At 65.1% G+C, this 9,637-nt stretch carries 12 protein-coding genes; 9 read left to right on the top strand and 3 right to left on the bottom strand.

Features of this window, described 5'->3' with window-relative positions; all coding sequences use genetic code 11:
• The 3 genes from cysC to CYU59_RS19350 all read left to right on the top strand — a co-directional run.
• A partial coding sequence (cysC, locus tag CYU59_RS19360) for an adenylyl-sulfate kinase (protein WP_293001639.1) occupies positions 1–1,633 on the top strand: 1,633 nt, incomplete at its 5' end.
• Positions 1,630–2,376 carry a 3'(2'),5'-bisphosphate nucleotidase CysQ gene (locus CYU59_RS19355; RefSeq protein ID WP_293001637.1) on the top strand — a complete coding sequence of 249 codons (747 nt, stop codon included), beginning with the start codon at positions 1,630–1,632 and terminating at the stop codon, positions 2,374–2,376. The genes cysC and CYU59_RS19355, both read left to right, overlap by 4 nt.
• 28 nt (positions 2,377–2,404) lie before the next feature.
• Positions 2,405–2,887: an Rrf2 family transcriptional regulator gene (locus CYU59_RS19350; RefSeq protein WP_293001635.1), complete on the top strand. Its 483-nt coding sequence runs from the start codon at positions 2,405–2,407 to the stop codon at positions 2,885–2,887.
• Here the strand turns inward: CYU59_RS19350 and CYU59_RS19345 are convergent.
• Entirely contained in the window at positions 2,884–3,273 is a 390-nt protein-coding gene (locus tag CYU59_RS19345; protein WP_293001633.1) for a VOC family protein, read from the bottom strand. The two genes, CYU59_RS19350 and CYU59_RS19345, sit on opposite strands and share 4 nt — an antisense overlap.
• A 107-nt stretch (positions 3,274–3,380) precedes the next feature.
• On the opposite strand from CYU59_RS19345, the gene CYU59_RS19340 reads away from it, so the two are divergent.
• The 3 genes from CYU59_RS19340 (at position 3,381) to glsA (ending at position 6,512) form a co-directional block, all read left to right on the top strand.
• Positions 3,381–4,265, top strand: coding sequence for an LLM class flavin-dependent oxidoreductase (locus tag CYU59_RS19340; protein WP_293001641.1), 885 nt, complete (start codon positions 3,381–3,383; stop codon positions 4,263–4,265).
• Positions 4,258–4,644 (top strand): DUF2237 domain-containing protein, encoded by a 387-nt coding sequence (locus CYU59_RS19335; RefSeq protein WP_293001631.1) that lies wholly within the window; start codon positions 4,258–4,260, stop codon positions 4,642–4,644. Before CYU59_RS19340 ends, CYU59_RS19335 begins: the two co-directional genes overlap by 8 nt.
• A 155-nt stretch (positions 4,645–4,799) precedes the next feature.
• Positions 4,800–6,512 (top strand): glutaminase A, encoded by a 1,713-nt coding sequence (gene glsA / locus CYU59_RS19330; RefSeq protein ID WP_293001629.1) that lies wholly within the window; start codon positions 4,800–4,802, stop codon positions 6,510–6,512.
• A gap of 6 nt (positions 6,513–6,518) precedes the next feature.
• Here the strand turns inward: glsA and CYU59_RS19325 are convergent, their stop codons facing one another.
• The gene (locus tag CYU59_RS19325; protein ID WP_293001627.1) at positions 6,519–7,361 is read right to left on the bottom strand and encodes an FkbM family methyltransferase; all 843 of its coding nucleotides are present in this window, start codon (positions 7,359–7,361) and stop codon (positions 6,519–6,521) included.
• Between the two features lie 58 nt (positions 7,362–7,419).
• Here CYU59_RS19325 and CYU59_RS19320 point away from each other — a divergent pair, with 58 nt between their 5' ends.
• Together CYU59_RS19320 and CYU59_RS19315 are read left to right on the top strand one after the other, a co-directional pair.
• Complete coding sequence (locus tag CYU59_RS19320; RefSeq protein ID WP_293001624.1) at positions 7,420–7,740, top strand: hypothetical protein; 321 nt, start codon at positions 7,420–7,422, stop codon at positions 7,738–7,740.
• Between the two features lie 178 nt (positions 7,741–7,918).
• Complete coding sequence (locus CYU59_RS19315) at positions 7,919–8,101, top strand: hypothetical protein (protein ID WP_293001622.1); 183 nt, start codon at positions 7,919–7,921, stop codon at positions 8,099–8,101.
• A 24-nt stretch (positions 8,102–8,125) separates the two neighbouring features.
• Here the strand turns inward: CYU59_RS19315 and CYU59_RS19310 are convergent, their stop codons facing one another.
• Positions 8,126–8,329, bottom strand: a complete 204-nt coding sequence (locus CYU59_RS19310; RefSeq protein ID WP_293001620.1) for an excalibur calcium-binding domain-containing protein — start codon at positions 8,327–8,329, stop codon at positions 8,126–8,128.
• A 379-nt stretch (positions 8,330–8,708) separates the two neighbouring features.
• Between CYU59_RS19310 and CYU59_RS19305 the strand changes: the two genes are divergently transcribed.
• The gene (locus CYU59_RS19305) at positions 8,709–9,530 is read left to right on the top strand and encodes a tyrosine-type recombinase/integrase (RefSeq protein WP_293001618.1); all 822 of its coding nucleotides are present in this window, start codon (positions 8,709–8,711) and stop codon (positions 9,528–9,530) included.
• Positions 9,531–9,637 lie beyond the last annotated feature (107 nt).

Raw genomic sequence — 9,637 nt, 5'->3', positions numbered from 1 at the left:
CGTCGCCTACCGCTACTTCGCAACGCCCAAGCGCAAATTCATCATCGCCGACACTCCGGGCCACATCCAGTACACCCGCAACATGGTGACCGGGGCGTCCACCGCTCAGCTGGCCATCGTGCTGGTCGACGCCCGGCACGGCCTGCTGGAGCAGTCCCGCCGGCACACTTTTCTGGCCTCGCTGCTGGGCATCGAGCACATCGTGCTCGCGGTCAACAAGATGGACCTCATCGACTGGGAAAAGGCAACTTTCGAGGCGATTCGCGACGAGTTCCATGCCTTCGCCACGCGCCTCGACGTCCAGGACGTGCTCACCATCCCGATGTCGGCGCTGCACGGCGACAACGTGGTCAGTAAGTCGCAGCACACCCCGTGGTACGACGGACCCGCTCTGCTGTCGCACCTGGAAGAGGTTTATGTCGCGGCTGATCGAAACCTCGTCGACGTCCGGTTCCCGGTGCAGTACGTCATCCGTCCGCAGACCCGCGAGCACCAGGACCACCGCAGCTACGCCGGCACGGTCGCCAGCGGTGTGATGCGCCCGGGCGACGAGGTCGTCGTGCTGCCGACCGGCAAACCCAGCCGCATCACCGCCATCGAAGGCCCGAACGGCCCAGTGGCCGAGGCCTTTCCGCCGATGGCCGTGTCGGTGAGTCTGGCCGACGACATCGACATCTCCCGCGGCGACATGATCGCCCGGCCCGCCAACGCCCCCCGGGTCGCCCAGGAGTTCGACGCCACGGTGTGCTGGATGGCCGACGCCGAGGCGCTGCAACCCGGTCGCGACTACCTGATCAAGCACACCACCCGGACCACCCGGGTCAAGGTCACCGCACTGGATTACCGGCTCGATGTCAACACGCTGCGCCGCGACAAAGAGGCAACGGCGTTGCAGCTCAACGAACTCGGCCGCATTTCACTGCGCTCGCAGGTTCCGTTGCTGCTTGACGAGTACACCCGCAACGCCAGCACCGGTTCCTTCATCCTGATCGATCCGAACACCAATGGCACCGTCGCCGCGGGCATGGTGCTGCGCGAGGCCACCTCGCTGTCGGCGAGCCCCAACACGGTGCGGCACGCCTCATTGGTGACAGCCAGGGACCGGCTCACCCGCGGGCGTACCTTGTGGTTCACCGGACTGTCGGCGTCAGGTAAGTCCTCGGTGGCGATGCTGGTCGAGCGCAAGCTGCTCGAAATGGGTGTTCCCGCTTTCGTTCTCGACGGTGACAACCTGCGGCACGGGCTCAACGCCGACTTGGGTTTCAGCATGGCCGACCGGGCCGAGAACCTGCGCCGGCTGGCGCACGTGGCGGCGTTGATCGCGGACTCCGGGCAGACCGTGTTGGTGCCGGCGATCAGCCCGCTGGCCGAGCATCGCGAGCTGGCGCGTGGTGTGCATGCCGATGCGGGCCTCGATTTCGTCGAGGTGTTCTGCGACACCCCACTGGAGGACTGCGAGCGGCGCGACCCCAAAGGCCTCTACGCTAAGGCTCGGGCGGGTGAGATCACGCACTTCACCGGGATCGACAGCCCGTACCAGCGACCGAAGAATCCGGACCTGCGACTCACGCCGGATCGAAGTCTCGACGAAATGGCGCAGCAAGTCGTCGATCTGATCGAGGGGCGGAATTGAGCGACCACGGTGACGACAACGATCACGAGCTGGCCGCGCGACTGGCCACCGAAGCGGGCCACCTGCTGTTGACGGTGCGCGACGAACTCGCCGACGCAACCGAAGCAGACCGAAAAACGGCGGGGGACAAGCGCTCCCACGACTACTTGACGGAAGCTTTGGCGCGGGACCGGCCCGAGGACGCGGTGTTGTCCGAGGAAGGCGTCGACGATCCGGTTCGGTTGACCGCGCAGCGGGTGTGGATCGTCGACCCGCTCGACGGCACCCGGGAGTTCTCCGAACTCGGCCGTCACGACTGGGCGGTGCACGTCGCACTCTGGCAATCCGGGGCACTGGTCGCCGGCGCGGTGGCGCTGCCCGCGCAGGGCGTCACCCTGGGCACGCCCGATCCGGTTCCGCCACCGGTGTTTTCGGGTCAGCCACGGATCGTGGTCTCGCGCACCCGGCCCCCGGAGATCGCGCTCAAGGTGCGCGAACAGCTGAACGGCACGCTGGTGCCGATGGGCTCGGCCGGTGCGAAAGTGGCCGCAGTCATTCAAGGCCTGGCCGACGTGTACGTCCACGCCGGCGGACAGTACGAGTGGGATTCTGCGGCACCGGTCGCGGTGGCCCGCGCCGCCGGCCTGCACACCTCGCGCATCGACGGATCGCCGTTGGAATACAACCGCGCCGATCCGAATCTGCCCGACCTGATCGTGTGCCGTCCCGAGTACGCCGACGCGGTGCTCGCGATTACCGGCTGATCCGTTACCGGTGGGACAATCTCATTCCATGCGGATGTCGGCGAAGGCGGAGTACGCGGTTCGGGCGATGGTGGAGCTGGCAACCCTCGGCGACGGCGTGCGGGTGACAACCGACGAACTGGCCACCGCGCAGGGCATTCCGCCGCAGTTTCTCGTCGACATCCTCTCGGCGCTGCGAAGCGACCACCTGGTGCGCAGCCATCGCGGTCGTGACGGCGGATACGAATTATCCCGTCCCGGAACAGAAATCAGCATCGCCGATGTATTGCGGTGTATCGACGGGCCGCTGGCCAGCGTCCGCGATATCGGGCTGGGCGATCTGCCGTATTCCGGACCCACCGCTGCGCTGACTGACGTGTGGCGGGCGCTGCGGGCCAGTATGCGCGCGGTGCTGGAGGAGACCAGCCTGGCCGATGTCGCGTCCGGTGCGCTGCCCGATCACGTCGCCCGGATGGCCGACGACTACCGCGCTCAGGAAACGCGTCGTCGCGGTCCGCGCAGCGCCAGCTAACCGCCCGAGCCGTAGGGCCGGGTCAGGATCTCCAGGTAGTGACCGGCGGGGTCGCGGAAGTAGACGCCACGGCCGCCGTCGTTGGTGTTGAATTCGCCGGGTCGGCGTCCGCCCGGGTCCGCCCAATGCGGCAGGCCGCGCGAGGAGATCTTGGCATAAATCGCGTCGAAGTCGGCCTCGGAAACCAGAAACGCGTAGTGCTGCGTAGCGATCTCCTGGCCTTCGGGAACTTCGGTGTAGTCCAGAGTGGCGCCATGTTCGAGGGCGACGGCCAGAAAGTGTCCGAACGGCTGCGGGCTCGGCAAACCGAACAGCTCGCTGACGAACTCGGCGGACTTCCGCTTGTCGTGCGTGGCGACGATGGTGTGGTTGAACGCGATCGGCATCGTGTCGTGAGTTTACCCGCGGCCGTCGGTGGCGAGTCCGTGCTGTCGGCACGTCGATGGCGCTGTGCAGGTGGCTGCGTGCCAGAATCGCGATCGTGCGGGTAGCGATGACCATGCCGGTGATGGAGCCGGATGTGGACGCCGGAGTACTGCGCGACTGGGCGCGCACGATCGACGACGGCCCGTTCTCGTCGCTGTGCTGGGGCGAACGGATGGCGTTCGACAACCCGGAAACCCTGACGCTGATGGGCGCTTTGGCGGCCTGGACCGAGCGGGTGCGGTTGGTGACCACGGTGATCGTCCCGCAGTTGCACGATCCGGTGATGCTGGCCAAGGCCTTGGCGACCGGCGACCTGATGAGCGGTGGGCGGCTGACGGTCGGCCTGGGCGTCGGCGGCCGCGTCGAGGATTACCAGGCCGTCGGCGCCGACCCGGCCACCCAGACGATCCGCGGGATGACCGAGCGGGTCGCCGTCATGAAGCAGGTGTGGGCCGGGGAGAAGGTCACCGAGTCGGTGCTGCCGGTAGGTCCCGCCCCGGTTCAGCCGGGCGGCCCGCCGCTGCTGGTCGGGACGATCGGACCCAAGACGCTACGCAGTGCCGCGGCGTGGGCTGAGGGCCTGGCCGGCACCACGCTGGACCTCGACGTCGGCAAGCAGAACGAGCTGTTCGACGTCGCGCGCGAGGCCTGGGCCGAGGCTGGGAAGCCCAAGCCGCTGTTGGCCACCTCGTTCTGGTTTGCGCTGGGATCGGCCGAGGGCGCCCGGCAGCAGGTGCACACCCATCTTCGCCGTTACATGAATTGGATACCGGTCGAATATGTCGACGCGATGGCACCGACCACGGGCTTCGCCGGAAGTGAGGACGACTTGATCGAGGTGCTGCGTGCATTCGAGGCCGTCGGTACGGACGAAGTCCAGCTCATTCCAACCAGTTCCGATCTCGATCAGCTCCGCCGGGCGGCAGAGATCGCGAGCGCGTTCGATGCCTGAGCGCAACGTACTGGGTGGCCCGCTGGAACCGTGCGGCAGCGAGCCGCTTACCGGTTTCTACCGCGACGGCTGCTGCTCGACCGGTCCGGAGGACATCGGCCGGCACACGATCTGCGCGGTGGTGACTGCCGAATTCCTGGAGCACCAGCGAGCGATCGGCAATGATCTCTCAACTCCCATGCCGCAGTTCAGGTTTCCCGGCCTGACGCCTGGTGACCGGTGGTGCGTTACCGCGAACAACTGGCTGCTGGCCTACCGCGACGGCTTCGCCGCCCCGGTGGTCCTGGCATCCACCCACGAGCGAACGCTCGACATCGTGCCACTGGACGCGTTGCGCGAGAACGCCGTCGACGTGCCCGACGACCTGGGCGGTTTGTAAATCCGGGGTACATCGCGTGTAGGCGATGAGTCACGAACAGGTCAATGAGCACTGGATTCATTACGCCTTCGTTACGCCGTCCACACTGTTAGCTCCCAGCCTCGCTCCGTACTGTCGCCTCGGAACCACGACAGGACACGGATGGGGGGTCAATCATGACCATCTTGCGCGCAGAATTCGACGAAGTTGTCGACGGTCATGGCCCGGCGGGTGCTCCGCGGTCCGGAGGACCAGGCAATGTCAGCTCTATTGCCCAGACCTTCAATGCAGATGCCCAGCAACGGATCTCGTTGATGGAATTGATGAGCAGGGTCACCGCGACGGGAATCGGTACCGACGATCCGCGGGTGCGGGAAATCCTGGACGCGCACGCCGGAGACGGTGGCGGCTTGTCGGCCGAGCAGTTCGCCGCCGTCTGCGAGGCCAACGGCGGACTGATCGCGCGGGCGTTGCGTGGTGATCTCGTCATTCCCGACTTCTCGCGAATGGAAAGTGAACTCCGCGAGATCTACGACAACGTCCGACCCAACAGCGACGGCAAAGTGGCGGACTACATCCCGCAACTCAAGAGGGTGGACCCGGACAAATTCGGGATCGCGGTATGCACAGTCGACGGTCAGCGATTCAGCATCGGAGACACCAGTGATCGCTTCTGCGTCCAATCCATGTGCAAGCCAATCAACTACAGCCTGGCCCTGGAAGAGCACGGGATCGCCACCGTTCACCGCCACGTCGGCCGTGAGCCCAGTGGCCGCGGCTTCAACGAGCTTTCGCTGACCGACATCGGGTTGCCGCACAACCCGATGATCAACTCGGGCGCCATCATGACCACGTCACTGTTGCACCCCGACGACGAACTGGCCGACCGCTTCGACCATGTCGCCGACGCGTGGCGCCGGCTCTCGGGGTCGAACGGCGTCGGGTTCAACAACTCTGTCTATCTGTCCGAACGTAAGACGGCGGACCGCAACTTCGCCCTCGGTTACTTCATGCGCGAGCACGACTCTTTCCCACAGAACACCGACCTGGTGGAGACGCTGGAGTTTTACTTCCAGTGCTGCGCAATTGAACTCGATGCGCAGGGCATGGCGGCGGTGGCAGCCACGTTCGCCAATGCGGGGATCAACCCCCTGACGAATGATCCGGTCTTCAAACCCAGCACCGTGCGTTACAGCTTGTCGCTGATGTCGTCCTGCGGAATGTACGACTACTCAGGCGAGTTCGCGTTCACCATCGGGTTGCCGGCCAAGAGCGGAGTGTCCGGCGGTCTGATGCTGGTCGTCCCCGGGGTGATGGGGGTGTGCATCTGGTCGCCACCGCTGGATCCGCACGGCAACTCGGTTCGGGGAGTGGCGTTCTGCCGGGAGTTCATCACCCGCTACAACTTTCACACCTTCGACTCGTTGACCGTCGGCGAGGACACCGACAAACGTGACCCGCGCAGAAAGAAGAACGAGTCCGAGATCAGCGGCACGATGCGACTGCTCTACGCGGCGAGCCAAGGAGATCTGGAGGAGTTGCGCGCGGTCCTGGCCACGGGCTCAGAACCCAACGCAGCCGACTACGACGGCAGGACCGCGCTGCACCTCGCCGCGTCGGAAGGCCACCTGGCCGTCGTGAAATACCTACTGTCCGTTGGTGCCAGGCCCGGTGTGACGGACCGCTGGGGCGGTACGCCGTACACCGACGCGAAGCGCGGTAGTCACGCTGCGGTCGCCGCGCTGCTCGCGACCGAGGCTGGGGATTCGGATGAGGAGCCGTTGTCCGCGGTGGTCACCGACCTTGCTCACCTCAGGACGAGACCCGATCAGTCGCACCAGGAGTCCGCGGCGCGGTACGTGCCACTGCCGTGCCCGGACGTCGTATGACACCGGCTAGGCGAAGAGCTGCATCAACTGCTCCACAGCGTCTTCGGCCACCCGGCCACGCTGCTGGAGCTGGAGGATGCAGTAGACCGTGAGGTCGACAGAGCCATAGATGTGGAACGCGATCATCGCCAGGTGTGAAAGTTGTTCGCTGGTCATCCGTTCCGGGTGGGCGAGGTCGCGGACGTAGACGATGTCTGCCTCGAGCACCTGGTTGCCCGGCGTGTAGACGTTGCCGTCGAACACTGTCGGCGCGATCGCCCACCGCTTCACGTCCGGGATCGAGTGCGGCATGAATCCCTGGGATCGCAGCTCGTTGTCGACCTCACCGAAGGTGGGCTGCCCGTGATAGAGCGGCACCAGCGACACCTCGGTGTGAATCGCCACAGCGCCACCGAGCCGCTGTTGACCGTTCTGGAACACCATCAGTTCCGAACCCTGGGCGTCGATTTTGAGCAGGTCGAAGTCGTCGATGTCGAGGTCGTCGAGACGATGCGTCTGCACCTCGTGCTCCTCGACGACCGTCCCGAAGTCCAGGAACGGGGTGAACAACGCGAGCTGGTTGTGGTCCGGGGTGAGCAGACTGGTCATTCCCGACGCCTTGGTGATCTTCAGTCGATGCTCGCGGCCGTCGGCGACCACCTCCGGTCGGTAATTCTCCAGCGGCCCTTTGCGCTGCTGGAGTTCCGCAAGCGCACGCTGCTGCGGCTCGAACCCTGTTACCGTGCACAGTCCGTAACCGAGCATTTCCTTGTACGGGGGATCGCCGTCGATGGGGTTGGCGCCGATGTCGATGATGCTGGTGGGCCGCGAACAGCGCACCAAATCGCGAAGGAGTAGCGCGGAGGTCATGTGCGGATAATCGCACGGGCGTCGCGCGACGGCGAGGGGGCGAAATAGGATGAGCAGAATGAAGCACGTATTGACCGGAGCGCTGATTGCTGCCGCGCTGCTGACCGCTCCGATCGGCCATGCCGACCCTGACCCGCACAAACCCGACTTCGGGGCGCACTACTGCCCGGGTGGCGGGACGGTGGACATGATGTCTCCCGCGGAGCCGTCATGCGACGGAGTGCCCTACGAGGACGGCTCCTACTGGCGCGCGATCAACCGGGGCGCCCCGGGAACCGCCGCCCTGGTCGTCGTTCAGTGCGTCAAGCCGGCACCCACCGGGCTGTTCGCCCCGCCGAATCAGGGTCCGGTCCCCGCACCTCCCGGAAGTTGCCAGTAGGCAACACCTTCTGCCGCTCCAGCGTTCGCGTCGCAAACGGCTGAGTGGTGCCCATCGTGGTTCGGGACCATTGCAATGGACCGGGCGGGACGCACAGCGGGTTCACAGCTGCTCAACGGGCGGCGCAGATGGTCACGGGTTAGCGTTGGACGAACCGATCAGCATCAGGAGGCCCACCATGAGCAACTACCTGGTCACCATCGAGTTCGACGACGGGCAGCGGGCGATCACGCAGTACTCGTCACCGTCGGACGTGAGGACCAAACTCGCCGAGATCATCGAAGATCTGACCGACGAGGACGGCATCGAGCACTTTCGCAGCGTGACGGTCACCCAGGCCCCCATCACGCTGGCGGCCTGAGACTGCGCGGTCGGGGCTAGCGACTCAGCCTTCGCAGGCGACGCCGTCGCCGTCGCGGTCGAGCTTGGAGCGGTAGTCCGGGTCGCCTTTGAGAATGTTGTAGCGCCCGTCGGCGTGCGCTTGCTTGCAGTTGTCATACGGTCCGCCGGCGTAGGCGGCGGGCGCGACGGCAGCCGCTCCGACAATGCCCAAGGCCGCTACGGCAACGACCAGCAACGTACGAATCATCGAATTCCCCCAGAGTGTCCAGCTGACTTGCGGGGCCGAACTTATCGCGGTACAGCGCCGTTGGCGGCCGATTCGGTGAAACGCGCATTCTGTGCTGGAAATTTGGCGTGACCCGGTCCGGTGCATCCGAAGTCTGGAGAGCGGGCCGGAAAAGTGGTTCAGCTGCTAAAACTCTGGTGCCCCCGGCAGGATTCGAACCTGCGGCCTTCTGCTCCGAGGACAGACGCGAAGAAAACGTCTACTACCTGGGACTATCCGGTAATCGAATGAAACCAGGTCTGACGACCGTTTCAGCGTGATACCCAGGAATCTCACAGCGTTGCAAGGAGGCAACGCGCAAGTTTCAGGGGGTATCGGGGTGACACGCACTTTCCGGCACATGGATGACTGGGTGCTGTCGATGCACGCAGGACGACGTTCCTACACGGTCATCGCGGAGCGAACTCGCATCGTTCAGCAGCTTGGATGTGAGACCGGCATCGAGCCATGTGACGCAAAGCCTTTGCAGATCACCGCGTGGTTGGCCAGTCACCGGTCGGACTGGTCGATCGGTACTGCGGGCACATATCACGGCTATCTGAAGGCGTGGTTTCACTGGCTGCAGTTCGACGATCGGCGAGTCGACAACCCCATGATCAAAGTGCCGCGTCCCATCTCTCCCGACCGTGAACCGCGCCCTGTTTCCGACGCGCACGTAATGCGACTGTTGAAGACGCCGATGCACCACCGAACACGAGTGATGATTCTGCTGGCGATGCTGGCCGGCCTGCGAGTCAGTGAAGTCGCCGCAGTGCGAGGTGAGCACGTTGACACAACCGTGCCGTCGATCTGGGTCGATGGGAAGAACCGGAAATCACGCACGATCCCGTTGCATCCGCTGTTGATTGACGCGGCCGCGACGATGCCGGTGCACGGCGTCTGGTTTCCGGCGAATGCCACGCGGCCGGGGGAGCATGTGCTAGGCAAGTCGGTGTCGCACATCGTCAGCTTGGCCATGCGCCGGGCGCAGGTTGCTGGCACGCCTCACAAGCTTCGGCACTGGTTCGGGACGACGCTGTTGCAGGATGGGGCGGACATTCGGACGGTGCAGGATCTGCTGCGGCACTCTTCGCTGAGCACGACGCAGATCTACCTGAAGGTTCCGGACCATCGCAGGCATGAGGCGATTAATCGGCTTGATCCGTTCCGGGGGGCGGCGTGATCCCCTAGTCTGCGCGCATGAAGGCAACGCTGATTGGCTTCGCGCTGGCGATCGCAACCAGTACGGCCGTTCCGTTGGCGTCCGCCGACCCGGAGCCTGTGCCGTCG

It is taken from the genome of Mycobacterium sp., assembly GCF_002863225.1.
In the GTDB taxonomy this organism is placed as follows: Bacteria; Actinomycetota; Actinomycetes; order Mycobacteriales; family Mycobacteriaceae; genus Mycobacterium.
The sequence above is the reverse complement of the archived record's forward strand: the minus strand, read 5'-3'. Positions and strand labels throughout refer to the sequence as shown.

Coding starts and splice junctions, on each gene's coding strand:
- CYU59_RS19350 (WP_293001635.1), top strand. CDS start 2,405: ATGCGGATGTCGGCGAAGGCGGAGTACGCGGTTCGGGCGATGGTGGAG.
- CYU59_RS19345 (WP_293001633.1), bottom strand. CDS start 3,273: ATGCCGATCGCGTTCAACCACACCATCGTCGCCACGCACGACAAGCGG.
- CYU59_RS19340 (WP_293001641.1), top strand. CDS start 3,381: ATGACCATGCCGGTGATGGAGCCGGATGTGGACGCCGGAGTACTGCGC.
- CYU59_RS19335 (WP_293001631.1), top strand. CDS start 4,258: ATGCCTGAGCGCAACGTACTGGGTGGCCCGCTGGAACCGTGCGGCAGC.
- glsA (WP_293001629.1), top strand. CDS start 4,800: ATGACCATCTTGCGCGCAGAATTCGACGAAGTTGTCGACGGTCATGGC.
- CYU59_RS19325 (WP_293001627.1), bottom strand. CDS start 7,361: ATGACCTCCGCGCTACTCCTTCGCGATTTGGTGCGCTGTTCGCGGCCC.
- CYU59_RS19320 (WP_293001624.1), top strand. CDS start 7,420: ATGAAGCACGTATTGACCGGAGCGCTGATTGCTGCCGCGCTGCTGACC.
- CYU59_RS19315 (WP_293001622.1), top strand. CDS start 7,919: ATGAGCAACTACCTGGTCACCATCGAGTTCGACGACGGGCAGCGGGCG.
- CYU59_RS19310 (WP_293001620.1), bottom strand. CDS start 8,329: ATGATTCGTACGTTGCTGGTCGTTGCCGTAGCGGCCTTGGGCATTGTC.
- CYU59_RS19305 (WP_293001618.1), top strand. CDS start 8,709: ATGGATGACTGGGTGCTGTCGATGCACGCAGGACGACGTTCCTACACG.